We start from the raw sequence: 16305 nt of genomic DNA on the forward strand, positions 1-16305 counted from the left end.
TCCGCGTAGCCCGTCAGGATGGAACACATGGAACAGGGTCTTTAAAGAAAGGCCGCACCTGACACCAAAGCAAGCCAGCTAACGCAGGACATGCACAATGCTCTGCCGTTACGTGAAATTACTAAGTGAAAGAACATCCACGCCCCTAACCAATTCCTTTGGCGTAGGAAAATTCTGCTGAGGTACAGATTCTCCTGAGTCCATCAAAGGATCGATCTCTGTTGAGATTGATCTTTGGTAAATAAAGGGCGGGAATTTCCAATACACAAAATCCGGTTTCTCTATGGTGCCCGCCACTCAATTCGAACTCATTCAGATGAGTGGAAAAATCGGGAAACGTGTCGCGCCACTCTAAATGATGGAGGGAGTCGACATGTTCGAAGCAAACCGGCGTTCCGTACTGGCGGGGGGCACTTCGCTTATTTTCCTTGCAACCTTGGGCGGCTGCGAAGATCTCAAGAAGAAGATTGCCAACAGGCCGGTCCGCAAGGACATCGCCAATTTGGCGATCAACGACCCCATCCTCAATACCTATCGGGACGCGATAGCCCAAATGCAGGCATTGCCGCAGAGCGACCCGCGCAACTGGACCCGACAGGCCCAAATCCACCTCAACACCTGCCCGCACGGCAATTGGTTCTTCCTGCCCTGGCATCGCGCCTACCTGATGGCTCTCGACGACATTGTTCGCAAGCTAACGGGCAACAAGGACTTCTCGATGCCCTATTGGAACTGGACCTGCCAGCGCGCGATACCTGCGCCGTTCTGGCAGGCCGGAAGCGTGCTCAACTACAGCCCGCGAAGCGCGACCTCTTCGAGCATGGCGAACGAGTCGATCGTCGGCGTGTCCGCCATGAATACCATTCTTGCCCAGACCGATTTCCAGCTGTTTGGCAGCGGCAAGGCAACCGCACTGCGCGGTGCGGGTGGCTTCCAAGGGCAGCTCGAACAGGGACCGCACAACTACATCCACGGTTTCGTTGGCGGAACGATGGGCTCCTATATGTCCCCTCTCGATCCGATCTTCTGGCTCCACCACTGCAATATCGATCGGGTGTGGTTCGACTGGAACAGCTCAGGCAAGGCCAATACGAACGATCCTGTCTACACGAATTTCAGGCTCGACATGTTCGTCGACGGCAACCAGCAACCGATGGACTTCCTGGTCGGGGTGATGGGCTTGGCGCCCTTGCTGACCTATCGCTACGAAGATCCGAAAGGGTGCGGGATCAACATCCGGCGGCTCGACGAAGCATCGTTGAAGGCGGTGCTCGAGCGAGGATCCGCGCAGCAACTGAAGATAAGCGAGCAGTTCCAGCCCCTAGGTCGCAACGTAACTATCTCCGGGCGTGCGCCAGAACGCGCCCGCCTCACGCTTCCGCCCGATACGCTGGGGCCGGCAATGGAGAGATCGACCGAGAACGACCGGCTGGTGTTACGCCTCGAGGACGTCCGGCTGGACACGGATCAGGAGAACTTCTTCGTGCGGGTCTACGTCAACAAGCCGGACAATGAAACGCCCTCGCCCGACTCTCCATCTTACGCCGGGGCATTTGCCTTCTTCGTCGACAACGAACACAATCACGGTCCGCTGAACTATGTTGTCGACCTTTCCGGCGCGGTGAACCGGATGAGGAACGAAAGGCAGTCGGACATGGCCAATGGCGCGCAAATCTCCTTCGAGCTCGTTCCCATTCGGGATGATGAGCAAGCGCTGGCGGCAGCCCAGCGTTCCGCCGTCAACATCGGTGCCGTGGTTCCCCAACTGGTCTCCACCATCGAAGCAGAGGGCACCAAGCCTGCCGATGGCGAGCGGTGACGCTGTCGGTGGCCTGCGGCCTTGCGACGGCATTGACCATCGGCATGGCCACAGGCTGTTCGGCACCCGCACCACCGGAGAACCATACCGAGCTGACCGAGATCGAAAGTTCGGGGGGCGGCAGCGTGCAGATTGAACTTGGTGAGCACATGTCAGGCGAAATCACTGCCGACATTGGGGTCGCCGCCCGGTTCGCGACAGGTTCGATTACCATCCGAATCTATGCCGATAGCAGCGATACGCCCTTCGCCGCGCCCACGCTATTCCCGGTGGGCGCGACCGGAACCTTTGCGCTGTCCGTTCCGCATGGTGCGCGCAGCTTAACCTTCGTGGCGGTTGATACAGAGACCGGGAAGCCGCTACCGCAAAACGAAGCCCAGCTATCCGTGGTCCTGCGCGAACGGCAGCAACGGTAGCGGGCCGCCACCGACGCGCCATTCCCTGTCAGAGGGGTGCACCCCTATTTCGCCAGCCAGCGATGGACCGGGCCGAACTCGACCAGCGCCGCGCCGACGAAGGGCAAGGCCACAACCCAAATGCGTACCCCCGTCACGCTCAACGGGCTGGCGATGCTGATCGCGGCGGTCATGGCCAGGCCCAGGCAGATCAACAGCACGCCGACGACCAGCCGCAAGCGCGGTATGGGTCGTTCGCGGGCGCCGGCACCCATGCCGCGCTCATGGCGCGCGAACACGGCGATCAGCGGCAACAGGGCCGCGACGTAGAGCGCGAACCAGATCGGGCGGGAGGCCCACCAGGTGCCGGTCCCTGGAAAGACATGCAAGCCGATGCCACCCGCAAGCCACGCGGCGACCATGACCAATACATAAGCGGTCAGGTGCCACAAATAGACGGTCATGATCATGCCGTTCATCAGCACTGTGGCAGTCCACAGCGTCAGATTGTCAAGCAACCTGCGGCCCCAGGGTTCAAGCGCCAGCACCAGCCCCGCCTGCATCGTGCCGAGCGCCAGCAGCGCCAGCGTGGGCGGCATGGAATTGGTGATTTCCGCACCGGGCACCCCGATCATCGCAATCGGGTAGCGACCATAGACGGTCAGCCCCAGCAGCGCGGCCGCCCCAGCAAGGAACAGGGCTAGTGCCTTCATCCCACCCAACCGCCCCTGCTGCCAGGCGAATCCCAGCTGGTGGATGGCCAGCCAGACGAACAGGAAGTTGGTGAAGTTGAGATAGGGGACGGCACGATCGAAGGTCAGCCAATCGACCAGCACCGCGCCCGCGATCAGCGCGGCGATGCTGCCAAAGCCGAACCGCTCCCACGCCTTCCATGTCAGCGGCGCGAGCGCGGTCACAAGCAGGTAGACCGCGAGGAACCACACCGGGATGAGCGCCAGCGACACGGCCATTTTCACCGTCTCGCGCGCCATCCCCAACTGCGTTGCCGCGAAGGCGAATGCGGCCCAGACCAACAACACTGGAAAGACGGGGTTGACCAACCGCTCGATCCGGCTGGCGAACCAGTCCGAATAATGGCCTTCCTTCGCGCGGGTCGAGGCCCAGCTCACGCCGTTCGAATAGCCGCCGACGAGGAAGAAGATGGGCATCACCTGGAACAACCAGGTGAGCCACTGGGTCCATGGCACAATGCCGAGAAGGTGCCCTCCGACAACCTCACCATCCGCGCCGATGTAGGGTGCGGCAACCAACCAGTGGCCAACCACCACGGCCATGATCGACAGGGCGCGCAGGAAGTCGACATAGCGATTGCGCTCGGGTGGCGCCTTCTCGGCAAGCGATCGTGCCTTGTCCCACAAACCCATTCTGCCCCCTACCCCGCCAGCGAATCATCGCCTCGCGGCTCTATAGTGTTTTAGAAACCGTGGCTTATCACAGTCCTAGTCCCTAAAGCGGCATATTTTCATCAGCCCGAAGCACCGGGCCTGAATTCGGATTGACGCGAGACCTTGCATCTCGTGTATCACCATCGAACTGCGCACGAAGTGAGTAACATGAGCAAAGCCTTACTGACCAAATTCCTTGAACGCGGCGTGACCCGCGGGCGGCTCGAAGTCATCTTCGCGGACGGCAACCGCAAGGCCTTTGGCACGCCGTCGCCGGGATTCCCGGAGATCGTGCTGCGCCTGGCCGATGATCGCGTGTCGCGCGATATCCTGCTCGATCCACGCTTGGGCGCGGCCGAAACATTCATGGACGGAAGGCTGGTCATCGAGGAAGGCGACATCCTCGGGCTCGTCACCCTGCTGCGCGCCAACAACGCATGGGACAAGGGTGGCGATATTGGCCGGCCGCGACCCTGGCGTCGATTGCTCAACCGCATTTCGGCCGCCGCCGAGAAGGTCAACAATGCCGTTCGCTCAAAGCGCAACGTCGCGCATCACTACGACATCGGGAACGACTTCTACGCACTGATGCTCGACAATGAGCACTGGCAGTACAGCTGTGCCTACTGGCCCTCCGACGACATCACGCTGGCGGAAGCGCAGACCGCCAAGCTCGCGCATATTGCAGCCAAGCTCGCGCTGCGGCCCGGCGATACCGTGCTCGACATCGGCTGCGGGTGGGGTGGCATGGCGATCTACCTCGCGCAGCACTACGATGTACGGGTCGTGGGCATTACGCTCTCCGAAGAGCAGGTTGCGCTCGCGCGGCAGAGGGTGGTTGAAGCAGGGGTTGCCGACAAGGTCTCCATCGAGCTCGTCGACTATCGCGACTTCGCCGCCGCTGGGCGCAAGTTCAACCGGATCGTATCGGTCGGCATGTTCGAGCACGTCGGCCAGCCGCAGTTCGAGGACTTCTTCCACGCCTGTGCCAACCTGCTGACCGACGATGGCACCATGCTGCTGCATACCATCGGCCGGATGGGATCGCCTGGCGCGACCGACGCCTTCACCCGCAAGTACATCTTCCCGGGCGGCTATATCCCGGCGCTATCGGAGACTGTCCGCGCATCGGAGAAGTTCCGGTTGATTGCCACCGACGTCGAGACGCTGCGGGTCCACTACGGCAAGACCATCCGCAAATGGTACGCCAACTGCATCGACAACCGCGAGGCGATCGTCGCACTTTATGACGAGCGATTTTTCCGGATGTGGATGTTCTACCTCGCCGGTGCGGCCACGGTCTTCGAGTATGGCGGTATGTGCAACTATCAGATCCAGTTCGCGCGAAGCCGCTATGCCCTGCCCCTTACGCGCGGCTATATCGAAGCGGAAGAGCTGCGCCTGCTGGCCGGTTAGGCCTCGGTGCGCTCCATCCGTTCGAATACATCTAGCGCGGTTTCACTGGGGAGAGGCGCTGCACCCGCCAGTTGAGGATTTCACCGACCAGGATATCGCCATCGTCGGTGAAGTCGAAGCCATGAGGGAAACCGAAGTCGCCGATTTCCTTGCCCCATTGCCCGAAGCGACCGAGGATCTTCCCGTTGCGATCGAGGTGGATGATTGAGCCCGCGCGAGCATCGGTCAGCCAGAAGGTCCCGTCCTTGCGACGCTGGATTTCGTATGGATTTCCGAAACCAGTCCATTCGGTGATGTAGCGGCCTTCGGGCGTGAAGATCTGGACGCGCCCGTTCTCGCGGTCAGTGACGTAGATTCGGTCTTCTTCATCGACCGCAATTGAGTGCGGAAAATTGAACTCGCCCGGTGCCGTGCCTTCCTTGCCCCATGTCGCCAGCCGCTCACCATTCCTGTCGTATTTGACGATCCGGAAATTGCCTCCGTCGGCAACGTAGATATTGCCTTGGCTGTCCAATGCGACGTCGCTGGGGGCGTTGAGGTGGGCGACGGTATATCCACGGTCGTACCAGCCAGTGTCCGCCACGTTTCGTCGGCCAAGGATCAGTGTGATCCGCCCCTCGCGATTGAAGCGCAGGACCTGATGCGTGTCCTGGTCGGTCGTCCAGATGTTGCCGGCGTCGTCTACCCGCAAACCATGGGGAGTCTTGAACAGCCCACGCCCAATCTCACGGATGAACTCTCCTTGCGCGCTGAATTCTAACAGGGAATGCTCGCCGCGGTTGAACACGTAAACGTGACCTCGATCGTCAACCTCAAGTCCGGCAACTTCGCCAAGATGCCAGTCGGCGGGCACGGACAGCTCCATGGGCGATGCGACCAACGGAAGCTGCGGGTCAGCAGGTCCTGCTAAGGCGGGTGCAGCGAGCACGGCCTGCGCGGCCAAGGTCATGGCGAAGATCGATTTACGCATGAGTTTGTTGCTCTCTCCAGTCTGATGGCCAGGGAGCTATTAATTTCCACTCGGGACTTCTAGGTACCAATTTTGAACAACTAAGGTTCCTTGCAGGAAACAATTATGTTTAGGTCCGATCTCTTCCATCTCCTTCGCACCTTCCGTGCGGTGGTCGAAAATAGATCGTTCTCGGGGGCTGCTCAGTCCTTGGGAATCCAACCGCCCGCAGTGAGCAAGGCAATCGCCAAGCTGGAAGCGGACCTCGGGGTGCAGCTACTGGTTCGATCGACCCGCGCGGTTAGCCTGACCGACAGTGGCGAGTTGTTCCATCGCGAGGTCGAAAGGATCCTGAGCGATCTTGAAGATGCACGTAGCGTGATTCAAACATTTGCAGGAGAGCCTGTCGGAGCCTTGCGAGTTTCCGCGACTGTCGCCTTTGGGCAGCGGATTCTATCCCCACTGCTGCCCCGGTTCATGAACAAGTACCCCGGGATCACAATCGACTTGCGGCTGACAAACGATATCCTCAGCCTGCACGGTGACGATGTCGACCTGGTCTTAAGAAGCACGCCCGAACTGGAAGATTCCTCAAACTACACCCGGCTGATCTCCACCCAGGATCGAATGATCGTGGTGGCGCCCGACTATCTTCGAAAGCATGGTCCGATTGGGCACCCGGAGAAACTTGCTGGCCACCGATGCCTTGCTTTCCGGGCCAACCGGCTGTTCGACCGTTGGACCTTTTCGAAGGACGGTGTGTCCTGGACTGTCCGGGTGAAGCCGATCCTGGTCTCGAATGACTACCAGACTTTGCTTGATGCCGCCGTTCAGGGAGCGGGTATCGCGCAGCTGTTCCGTTACCAAGCGCAAGGCAGCGTTGAGCGCGGGGAACTAGTGCACCTGCTGGATTCGTTCGAACTCCCGAAGCAGAACATCTACGCCATCTATCGACAGAAGCGTCGGCATGCGACGAAGGTCGACGCCTTCGTCGGGTTCCTTGAAGAGGCTCTTGAGCAACTTCCTACGGCGAATGCAGAGGAATCAGAAGACCTTGCACGTAGTTGACGGGCTGCCTGACGAACGGCACGAAACCCGTACCACCCTGCACTTTGGCGGTCCCAAGCGTGGATTGGTTGCGCTGTCCTTCACCCGCTGCTAGCCGCGCGCCGCTAGGAACGAAGGTACCCTCATGTCCGATAACAAGCGCCCCGAGATCAAAAGGGTTGTCCTCGCCTATTCCGGCGGCCTCGATACGTCCGTCATCGCCAAGTGGCTTGAGGTCGAGCGCGGATGCGAGGTGGTTACCTTCACCGCCGATCTTGGACAGGGCGAGGAGATCGAGCCTGCCCGCGCCAAGGCCCGGGCCATGGGCATCCCTGACAAGCACATCTTCATCGAGGATGTGCGCGAGGAGTTCGTCCGCGACTTCGTCTTCCCGATGATGCGCGCCAATGCCCGTTATGAAGGCGACTACCTGCTCGGCACTTCGATCGCTCGCCCGCTGATCTCCAAGCGCTTGGTCGAGATCGCGCATGAGACCGGCGCCGATGCCATCGCCCACGGCGCAACTGGCAAGGGCAACGACCAGGTGCGCTTCGAGCTGTCCGCTTATGCGCTCGATCCCGACATCAAGGTCATCGCCCCCTGGCGCGAATGGGATCTCACCAGCCGCACCGCGCTGATCGCCTGGGCCGAAGCGCACCAGATCGCGGTGCCCAAGGACAAGCGCGGCGAAAGCCCTTTCTCGACCGACGCCAACCTCCTGCACACCTCTTCGGAGGGCAAGGTGCTCGAGGACCCGTGGGAGGAAACCCCGGACTACGTCTATTCGCGGACCGAGCACCCGGAAAACGCGCCCGATGCACCCGAATACATCACCATCGACTTCGAGCAGGGTGACGGAGTTGCGCTCAATGGCGAGGCGATGAGCCCCGCCACGCTGCTCGCCGCGCTCAACGATCTCGGCCGCAGGCACGGGATTGGTCGCCTCGACCTCGTCGAGAACCGCTTTGTCGGCATGAAGAGCCGCGGCATGTACGAGACACCTGGTGGCGAGATCTATGCCCGTGCCCATCGCGGCATCGAACAGATCACGCTCGACCGCGGTGCGGCGCACCTCAAGGACGAGCTGATGCCGCGCTATGCGGAGTTGATCTACAACGGTCTCTGGTTCAGCCCCGAGCGCGAGATGCTGCAGGCTGCGATCGACCTCAGCCAGCAGAAGGTCAGCGGCACAGTGCGGCTCAAGCTCTACAAGGGGCTCACCAGCGTGGTCGGCCGCAAGTCGCCTAACTCGCTCTATTCCGAAGCGCATGTGACGTTCGAGGATGACGCGGGAGCCTACGACCAGAAGGACGCCGAAGGCTTCATCAAGCTCAACGCGCTGCGCCTGAGGCTGCTGGCCAAACGCGATCGTTAGTTGCGCCGCAGCATCGTATTGCGGCGCAATATTGCGCCTGCGAGACGTTAAGAATTACATTTTTGCGACGAACCGTTGAGTTATCCACCCCCATCCACAGAGAAAGGCGGGGAAAGTGGAAAACTCTGCTCTTGCGCGCTTGAAGAATCGGTCAGTGAGGCGCAGCTTCAACTCATCGGAACGGCGCGGAAACGAGCTGAACTGGACGGCCCAAAAGCCTGAAAGAACAGGGAAATTCCAAACCGGAAAGACGTGGCGGAACCTGTCCGCGCGGATCAAGAGACCCTCGGGCGAAAGACTTCGGTCTGAAGCAAGGCGGGTCGATGACGGAACCGCGAAGTCGTTCCTTCACGAGCCGGGTCATCCCGGTCGGAAGCCGAGGAGGCATTGAGCAAAGGTCCGAGGACCGGAGGGAGATGCAACCGCTTGAGGCAGCTGGCCAATATGGGGGATCAGGCTGCGGAGCCGCCCGTTGAAGGTCGGCCTGGGGAAGAAGCGAGGGTTTTCGGACCTGGCGCACTCGACCGGGTGGATTGGAGGGTGGAGCCGGATGCCGGTGCGAGCGCCGGTGAGTGTACCGGAGGACCGCTTTCGAGTGGCCCAAAGGGAAGGCATCGGATGCCAAGTTCCTGTCTCTTCGGAGACAAGACCACGCATCGGTGAGAGTGGGGTCGGCAGCAATGCCGGCCCCATTTGCTTTGACCTCCATAGACACCAGTCCGGGGCCGCGAAAATCTCCACAGATCCGGACATTTCAAAGAGCTGAGCCACACCGAACGGTTGCGAACGAGCCGCTTCTAGGGCCTGGTTTGCGTAGTAGGACAGGGTCTTATCCCGTCATTCCGCGATGAATCGTGGCAAGAATGGGGCAGGAACCCGTCATGTTCAGGACTCGCGCGGCGCCCGTCGGTATAGCGGGCGGCACCGAACGGGAGGTCCGAACCATGGCCAAACGCGCGTATAGAACCCTGCTTTTCCTTGCCGCCGTGGCGCTTCCGGGCACCGCGGGCCATTCGGAAGAGGGGGTCGACAAGATCGATGTCGATACAAGTTTCGACGCCACATTCGAGAGTTTCGAGGTCCTGCCCCCAGCCCCGCAGCCGGGCGCGCAGGCGGTCGACCTGACCAATATCGAGCCCGCCACCACAGCAGCCATAATGCCGATCGAAGGCGGCGTGGCGTCCTATTACGGGCGGCGCTTCAACGGGCGGCGGACCGCCAGCGGCGAGATCTTCGACATGCATGCGATGACCGCCGCGCATCGCACCCTGCCCTTCGGCACGCTGGTCCAGGTGACGAATCCCGACAACGGCCGCAGCGTGGTGGTCCGCATCAACGACCGCGGACCCTTCCACGGCAATCGCGTGATCGACGTGAGCCGCGCCGCGGCGACCGAGCTCGGCCTGATCGGCCCAGGCCACGGCCAAGTCGAGCTGGCGCTGGTCGAGGGCTGAGCGCCAGCCTGACTTGCGCGCCCCTCAGCCTCCCGGCGGCATCGCAGGATCTGCGGGAGGCGATGGCGACGGAACGGACGCATCAGCCGCCGCCACCCCCTCATCCTTGCGCATGGCCCCGGCGAGCTTCCACAAGCCGAGCACCAGGCCGCCGGTTACCAGGATCTGCGCCAGCACCAGCAGCACGATAATCCTGACCGTGGCGCCGGTATTCTCGCTTTCGACGAGCTGGCGGATGCGGTCGCGCCGCACGTGCAACTGCATCGCCTCGACGTAATCGCCGCCATAGGGCCGCACGAGCGCCTGCAGCTCGTCCGAGGGGGCATCGGGGATCACGATCCGCTCGCTATCCTCCTCGTCCATCGCGGGGATCACCACGATATGGTCGCCGGCATAGTCGAAATAGGCCACCGCCGTGCCCGCGCCGACGATCACCGCGAGCAGCGCGCCGAGCCCGACCCAGCGGTTGCGCGTGGCATCGATCCAGCGCGTGGCCAGCAACACCACGACCACCACCACCAGCCCCACGGCGGCACTGATGAAGGTGATCAGATCATCGACGTCGGGTGGAATATTGACCACGCCCTTGAGCAGCGCGAAGGCGGGGAGCAGCGCCAGCAGCGCGGCGATCGCCTTTATCAGTCCTTCGACCGATTTCATCCGTTCGATTATTCCGGGCATGACAAGGCCACCTCCACCGCACCCTCATCGGGAATGTACTGGAAAGTGCGGGCCTCCCAGCGCGGGGCGCCGTCGCACAGCGGGAAGAAGTAGTAGCTGTAGCCCGGCTTGGCGCGCACCATCGCCCCTTCGGGGTGCGGGCCGAAGGCGCCCGCGGCGCTCATCGCCTCGACCTTCTCGGCGAAGGTCTCGCCGTCGAGGCCGAGGAAATTGTCCTGCCGCAGGTAGAGGAACCCCGACGATCCCGCCCCGTGCACCGCCACCGCGCGATAGGCCGCCGGCCGCCAGGAATAGAGCATTGCGCCAGAGCGCAGATTGTTCTCCCACGAGGCGCGGCGCATTTCATAGGCACCGAAATCGCGCTGCCAGTCGGTCAAATCGCCGGTCGGCTGCGAGGCGGAGACTTCCTCGCCCGCATCGGCATCGGCGGCTTCCACCGCATATTCGCTGACCTCTTCGCTGCCCGCCCAGTCGGGGACCACGCCGCGCGTGTCCTCCTCCATCGCCGGCTCGGGCGCATCGTGCGACTCTGCGAACTGCGCCAGTGCAGGCGGCGCGATCGACGCCAGCACCAGCGCAGCGCCCCCCGCCGCAAGCCGTGCAAGTCCCTGAATTGTTGAGCTGTACATGCCGCCCTCCCTCGGCGCGAGGCGGGCACGGTGGCATCAGACGCAGGCCGCCACCCGCGGTCCCGCAGGGTCCGTCATGCACCTCGCCGGGGGGCCTGTATTGGAATTATCGGCCATCGCCCTCCGCATCGTCGCCCGCCGGACCATCGCCAACAAGCGCGCCCTCCCCCGCAAGCTCCTCACCTTCATATTCGTCCTCGCCCTCTTCCTCGTAGTTGTGGAGGATCGACGCCATCATCTCCTCCTCGGTGGTGACCAGCCACCACTCGTGGCCGTCGGCTTCGAAAGCCTCGAGCTGGAGCTTATCGATCTCGCCAAAGCGATCGCCATCGGGGGTCAGCTCGTACGTTTCCTTGGCCCCCTTCGGCCGCGCCGCCTCCATGCGGTCGTACCGGTCGAGCAGCCACCGGCAATCCTCCGGCCCCAGCTCGGCGCCGGGCGTTTCGCATTGCCCCCCGCAATACCTACAGGATGGAACAGGTGGAACAGGGTTCTGCCAAGGATTTGCCGGCGGCACATTGTCCGAGATCGGAGTACCTTCGAACAGCCCCTCGATCTGCTCGTCGAGCAGGCCCAGCGCGGCGTGGAGCTCGGGCCGTTCGGCCAGCTTGTCGAGCCGCGCCAGGTGCGCGAGCAGCAGGCGGCTGTCATAGCGGCGGCGGCGCGCAACCTCCTCGCCGTGATAGAACACCGCCTCCTCCACCCCGTTGAGCGCGCGATCGGCGAGCACCTGTTCGGCATGGTCGCGCGCCGCCAGCAGCGCCACATCCCACGCCCGCGCAAAGCCCGGCGAGCGCCGCCGCGCGCGATAGGCGGTCTGCGCCGAAACCCGCGCCGCGCGGCAGGCGAGCCGGACATTGCCGTTGAACTGGAGCGATTTGAGGAACTCCCCCTGCGCGCGCGGGGTGAAGATGGAGAAGCGGTCCTGATCTTCGGCCCCCTCAGCGGAAGCGGGAACCGGCTCCGCGCCCAGAGGGGGCGACACAGGGAAATCGGACTGGATGAAGTCGGGGTGCGGGGTGATGGCGTTCATGGTTCGCTCCTGAGGAGTGGGAGGGAACCGGATCACCTATGCCCTAACGAGCGTGTAGGACAGTACCGGCATGCACATTCAATCCGCGATAAAATGTCGGTAATTTCCAATCACCTCGTATGCCCGGCGCCTAGCTTTCAAGCCGAAAGGTGGGTAGGCCATGATCACGCAATGGTATGACGTCCCGGCCGAGACGACCGAGTGGGAAATCCGTCTTTCCGACGCACATAACCAGGGCAATGGCTACGACGTCGATTGCCACTTCATGGTCTTCGTGGACGATCCTCTGGCGGCCGAAGCCAGGGAGTACGACGAGTTCGAGCTTCTCGCCGGCCAGCAGTTCGATGGCGATGCGGTTGAGTGGCTGGAGTCCGCTGCGGTGAGTGGCGAACAGGCGTGGCGCGCGCGCTATGCCGGCGGGGCAATGCATCCAGAGGCGACCGGGATCGTGGCCCGCATCCGCAAGCGGGCGGGACGTCCGTTGCGCATATTCCTCGGCGTGGTCTCCCGCGTTCTGCCAAGGGATCCCTGCGGTCGCTGCCGATCGCTGGTCAAACTGGCAATCCGCGCCGCACGGGTGGTGACGGGGACGCTGGGGCCAGACGACTTCATCGACATGGCCGAAGACGCAGGCTTTGAGGTTCCGCAGGGAATCTCCGACTTCCTCGACCACGCCTTTGGCGAGGGCGGCATATGGGACCGGATCAAGCAGATCACCCGCAGGCTAGGCAAGGCGTTCCGCTGGCTGGATACACTTGCACGCAAGATTTGCGAGGAACTGGGTCACTGCCCCCGCGCCAGCGCCAGCGGACCTTGATCGGCTGAGCTAGCGCGGAATCGCAGGCTATCGCCTACGACTGGCGGTCTGCGCCGCAACATGCGCCGCGCGGCAGGCGAGTCGGACATTGCCGTTGAACTGGAGGCTTTTGAGAAACGCCCCCCTGCGCGCGCGGGGTGAAGATGGTGTGGCGTTCTGATGGTGCGAAGTCGCGGTGTGGGGTGATGGCGTTCATGGCTCCCTTCTGCAGGAGAGGGAGGGAACCGATCTATCTATACTTCAGACCACGAGTTGGACGGGTGTAATATACAACACTTTGTCCACAGACCTGTCCGCCACAAACTAGAAGCATCTTAGATTAACTGCTACAATAGTTAACTTAGATATCACGCATTCTTCTACTTCTACGTGATTATCACTATAATATACTGAAAGGTCAATGAAAAATGGAATACGCGATTGAGATCGACGCGTCTAGAGGTCTTGTGAAGGCTACAGGAGATAGGGCCTTCGTTGAGTCAGTGATCGAGAAGTATGAAACGCTGATGGCTGTCAAGGCCCCAGCCGCCCCTCCCGGCCCCAACTTGTCAGCACCGATGGCTACGGAGGAGATGCAGCAACACGCGCCTAATGGTTCCAGCGCGTCTGAGGGTAACCTACAGAATTATGGGAGTGTTTTCGACGTAACAGATGGAAAGGTCTCCATAATTGCCGATATTCCCGGAAACACCCAAGCAGCCAAAGCGAAAAATATTTGCCTACTATATCTCTTTGCCAAGATGAAGTTGGGCGAAGAGATAGTAGCAAACGAAGAAATCCGGGAAGCATGTAAAGCTCATGCGGTTTACGATCAAACCAACTTTGCAACACAAATGAAAGGTCAAAAGAAGCTCGTGATCGCTTCAGGACCGAAGGGAAGTCCCAGTTTTACGTTGAAGCTTACCGTACCCGGGAAAAAAGCAGCCGAAGAGTTGGCAAAGGAGTTGGAGGCTAGCTCGTGACCTTCAACGCCAGCAGCCTGCTTTCAGGCTTGCCCGACACTCTGCGGCGAGAATTGCTTGATGAGTACAGGCAGATCGTTTCTAACTTCTACGAGGGCCGTTGGGGACCTTCGGAACTTTCTGCGGGCCGATTTTGCGAAGTCGCGTACACTATTATCCGAGGTCGGGCTGACGGCAGCTATCCTGCACACGGGGCGAAGCCGCACCCCTTCGATGGCAAGTGCCGTGCTCTTGAGAGTGAGACTTCGTTAGAGCGTGGATTGCGATTGTTGGCAGCTCGTATTTTACCTGCTCTCTATGAGATCCGTAACAATCGGAATGTTGGTCACATTGGTGGCGAGGTCAGTTCAAACGAGATGGACGCAACTTACGCTCTTGCGGCCTCTAGCTGGGTACTTGCCGAGCTTATCAGGGTTTTTCATGTCACCACGGCTGAAGAAGCCGAGCACGCCGTTAGACAGATCTCGGAACTGCGGACCCCTGTAATCTGGTCGAGTGGTGAAGTCCGAAGAGTTTTGAAGGACGGTATCAAGCTAGAAGATGAATTGCTTCTGCTTATCGCTTCTGCAGGAAACTGCTCCACAGAAGAGCTGATCAAGTGGACAGAGACCAGCAACCCCACATATCTGCGCAAGCGGCTAAGAGAACTTCACAAGAATCGAATGATTGAAGCCTCCAACATGAACGCAATCCATACGACGCCCAAGGCGGCTGCAAGGGTTAGGAATCTTTTGGAGAGTTAATAGAGTCAATACTGCTTATACTAGCCCAGTTGTTTCGCTACTCACGGATTGGTACTAAAATCTCTCACTCATCCACAAGAGCATCGGCGCAATGTACCGCCCGCCAAAGCTACGCGGCTCCCTCGCTACCCCTTCCGCCCCGGCGGCCCGTCATCGAGCAGCTCGCTCAGCCCCAGCCGTGACCTGAATGCCAGGCTCGCCAGCGAGAACATCACCGCCGCGCCGAGCAGCAGGGGCCAGTGGCCGGCGATATCGCCGCTGCCCAACGCGCTCGCCAGCATGGCGAGGCCGATCAGCGCGAAGAGCGTGCCGCCGATGCGGCTCCACGCCCTGCCGAGCTTGCGGTCGATCCGGTCGATCGCCCTCTCATTGTCCTGATCGTTCACGGGATCGGATACTCCCCTGCCAGCGTGACAGCTTAGCGCCCTAGCGTGATAGAAGCTGGATCCCGGATCAAGTCCGGGATGACGCAGGAAAGGCTACTCCGCCGCTTCGGTCAACTTGGTATCCGCCCGGTAAAGCTGCACGGCCCCGGTGTGGTGCCGGGACCGTGCGGGTTGGCGCTATTGCTTGACGAATTTGAGCAGCATGCGGTTGGATTCGCCGATTGCCGTGTACTTGGCGCGATCCTTGTCGCCATTGGTGAAGGTGGGCGGCAGCGCCCAGACGCCGCCTTCATGGTCGCGGTGGTCCCTGGGATTGGCCAGGATATCACTGCGCGAGACCAGCTTGAACCCGGCCTTTTGCATGAGATCGATCATCACGCTTTCCTTCACATAGCCAAGGTTTCCCGATTCCTCCGGCGTGCGCGGGCTCGCCTCGTCCTCGCTGTGGTCGATCACCCCCAGCACGCCGCCCGGCTTCAGCACGCGGTGGAATTCCGACAGGATCAGGTCGGTCCGTTCCGGCCCCGCACCGATCAGATTGTGGATGCTGCGAATGTCGAGCACCATGTCGACGCTCTCACTCGGCAAATAGGCCGGGTGGTCGGGCGCCACGCCATAGAGGAAGGCGCCCGTCCGCGGCCCGGTGAGCTGCGCATTGGTGGTGGTAAAATCGCGCTGCCAACCCAGGACGAAGTCGAGAAAGCGCTGGCGATTCTCTTCGGGCACGGTGTCGAGGAACAGTTCCGGATCGGCCTGGGCGGCGAGGAAGGTACCCTCATCGCGCAGCAGCGGGCCGAGTATCCGCGTGTACCAGCCGGCACCGGGCTGGTTCTCGACCACGGTCATCCCGGGCGCGACGCCGAGGAAGGCGAGCACTTCGGCCGGGTGCCGGGCATCGTCACGCGCGCGATCCGCATCGGTGCGGGCCGGATTGGCGACCGCGCGGGCGATGGCCGTGGTTTGCGACGCGGCTTGGGTGGTGCCTTCGGGGCTTTGCTCTGCGTGGAGCGGCCCGCTTGCGAGCAGTGCGAGGCTGGCAGCGACGATGCTGGTCTTTAGGTGCATTCCATATTCCTCTTTTTTTAGTATTGGCGACGGCCGGGCCCTGCGGTCGTCGCCCATATGGAACGAGCATTTTTCGCCAAACGAACGTCTGCGCACGACCAGCGGCCACAAGCAGGCGCAACCTACCC

At 61.5% G+C, this 16305-nt stretch carries 16 protein-coding genes; 9 read left to right on the forward strand and 7 right to left on the reverse strand.

What is annotated here, in order from left to right:
- The first annotated feature begins 373 nt into the window (after positions 1 to 373).
- Both HQR01_RS11175 and HQR01_RS11180 read left to right on the forward strand, forming a co-directional pair.
- Positions 374 to 1819, forward strand: coding sequence for a tyrosinase family protein (locus HQR01_RS11175; protein WP_173214938.1), 1446 nt, complete (start codon positions 374 to 376; stop codon positions 1817 to 1819).
- Entirely contained in the window at positions 1816 to 2235 is a 420-nt protein-coding gene (locus HQR01_RS11180) for a hypothetical protein (RefSeq protein WP_173214939.1), read from the forward strand. The genes HQR01_RS11175 and HQR01_RS11180 overlap by 4 nt, the downstream gene beginning before the upstream one ends.
- Positions 2236 to 2279: 44 nt before the next feature.
- Here the strand turns inward: HQR01_RS11180 and HQR01_RS11185 are convergent, their stop codons facing one another.
- Positions 2280 to 3599: an acyltransferase family protein gene (locus HQR01_RS11185; RefSeq protein WP_173214940.1), complete on the reverse strand. Its 1320-nt coding sequence runs from the start codon at positions 3597 to 3599 to the stop codon at positions 2280 to 2282.
- 189 nt (positions 3600 to 3788) lie between these two features.
- Between HQR01_RS11185 and HQR01_RS11190 the strand changes: the two genes are divergently transcribed.
- A complete protein-coding gene (locus tag HQR01_RS11190; protein ID WP_173214941.1) occupies positions 3789 to 5036 on the forward strand; it encodes an SAM-dependent methyltransferase in 1248 nt (415 codons plus the stop codon).
- A gap of 31 nt (positions 5037 to 5067) precedes the next feature.
- On the opposite strand, the gene HQR01_RS11195 is transcribed toward HQR01_RS11190, so the two are convergent.
- The gene (locus HQR01_RS11195) at positions 5068 to 6006 is read right to left on the reverse strand and encodes a peptidyl-alpha-hydroxyglycine alpha-amidating lyase family protein (protein WP_173214942.1); all 939 of its coding nucleotides are present in this window, start codon (positions 6004 to 6006) and stop codon (positions 5068 to 5070) included.
- Between the two features lie 90 nt (positions 6007 to 6096).
- On the opposite strand from HQR01_RS11195, the gene HQR01_RS11200 reads away from it, so the two are divergent.
- The 3 genes from HQR01_RS11200 to HQR01_RS11210 all read left to right on the forward strand — a co-directional run bounded on the left by HQR01_RS11200 (position 6097) and on the right by HQR01_RS11210 (position 9861).
- Positions 6097 to 7053 carry a LysR family transcriptional regulator gene (locus tag HQR01_RS11200; RefSeq protein ID WP_173214943.1) on the forward strand — a complete coding sequence of 319 codons (957 nt, stop codon included), beginning with the start codon at positions 6097 to 6099 and terminating at the stop codon, positions 7051 to 7053.
- A 124-nt stretch (positions 7054 to 7177) separates the two neighbouring features.
- Positions 7178 to 8407 carry an argininosuccinate synthase gene (locus HQR01_RS11205; RefSeq protein WP_173214944.1) on the forward strand — a complete coding sequence of 410 codons (1230 nt, stop codon included), beginning with the start codon at positions 7178 to 7180 and terminating at the stop codon, positions 8405 to 8407.
- 944 nt (positions 8408 to 9351) lie between these two features.
- The gene (locus HQR01_RS11210; RefSeq protein WP_173214945.1) at positions 9352 to 9861 is read left to right on the forward strand and encodes a septal ring lytic transglycosylase RlpA family protein; all 510 of its coding nucleotides are present in this window, start codon (positions 9352 to 9354) and stop codon (positions 9859 to 9861) included.
- 24 nt (positions 9862 to 9885) lie between these two features.
- Here the strand turns inward: HQR01_RS11210 and HQR01_RS11215 are convergent, their stop codons facing one another.
- From HQR01_RS11215 to HQR01_RS11225, 3 genes are all read right to left on the reverse strand, one after another.
- Positions 9886 to 10542 (reverse strand): hypothetical protein, encoded by a 657-nt coding sequence (locus tag HQR01_RS11215; protein ID WP_173214946.1) that lies wholly within the window; start codon positions 10540 to 10542, stop codon positions 9886 to 9888.
- Positions 10530 to 11171: a hypothetical protein gene (locus HQR01_RS11220; RefSeq protein ID WP_173214947.1), complete on the reverse strand. Its 642-nt coding sequence runs from the start codon at positions 11169 to 11171 to the stop codon at positions 10530 to 10532. Before HQR01_RS11220 ends, HQR01_RS11215 begins: the two co-directional genes overlap by 13 nt.
- A gap of 106 nt (positions 11172 to 11277) precedes the next feature.
- Complete coding sequence (locus HQR01_RS11225) at positions 11278 to 12204, reverse strand: hypothetical protein (protein WP_173214948.1); 927 nt, start codon at positions 12202 to 12204, stop codon at positions 11278 to 11280.
- Between the two features lie 160 nt (positions 12205 to 12364).
- Here HQR01_RS11225 and HQR01_RS11230 point away from each other — a divergent pair, with 160 nt between their 5' ends.
- From HQR01_RS11230 to HQR01_RS11240, 3 genes are all read left to right on the forward strand, one after another.
- On the forward strand, positions 12365 to 13021 hold the full coding sequence (locus HQR01_RS11230; RefSeq protein ID WP_173214949.1) for a hypothetical protein: 657 nt from the start codon (positions 12365 to 12367) through the stop codon (positions 13019 to 13021).
- 407 nt (positions 13022 to 13428) lie between these two features.
- Positions 13429 to 13983, forward strand: a complete 555-nt coding sequence (locus HQR01_RS11235) for a hypothetical protein (protein WP_173214950.1) — start codon at positions 13429 to 13431, stop codon at positions 13981 to 13983.
- Positions 13980 to 14726, forward strand: coding sequence for a hypothetical protein (locus tag HQR01_RS11240; protein ID WP_173214951.1), 747 nt, complete (start codon positions 13980 to 13982; stop codon positions 14724 to 14726). Before HQR01_RS11235 ends, HQR01_RS11240 begins: the two co-directional genes overlap by 4 nt.
- A gap of 125 nt (positions 14727 to 14851) precedes the next feature.
- Here HQR01_RS11240 and HQR01_RS11245 read toward each other — a convergent pair whose 3' ends face one another.
- The gene (locus tag HQR01_RS11245; protein WP_173214952.1) at positions 14852 to 15112 is read right to left on the reverse strand and encodes a hypothetical protein; all 261 of its coding nucleotides are present in this window, start codon (positions 15110 to 15112) and stop codon (positions 14852 to 14854) included.
- Between the two features lie 177 nt (positions 15113 to 15289).
- Positions 15290 to 16177: a class I SAM-dependent methyltransferase gene (locus HQR01_RS11250; RefSeq protein WP_173214953.1), complete on the reverse strand. Its 888-nt coding sequence runs from the start codon at positions 16175 to 16177 to the stop codon at positions 15290 to 15292.
- Positions 16178 to 16305: the final 128 nt, after the last annotated feature.

The sequence above is a fragment of the Erythrobacter mangrovi genome (genome assembly GCF_013260645.1).
GTDB lineage: Bacteria > Pseudomonadota > Alphaproteobacteria > Sphingomonadales > Sphingomonadaceae > Qipengyuania > Qipengyuania mangrovi.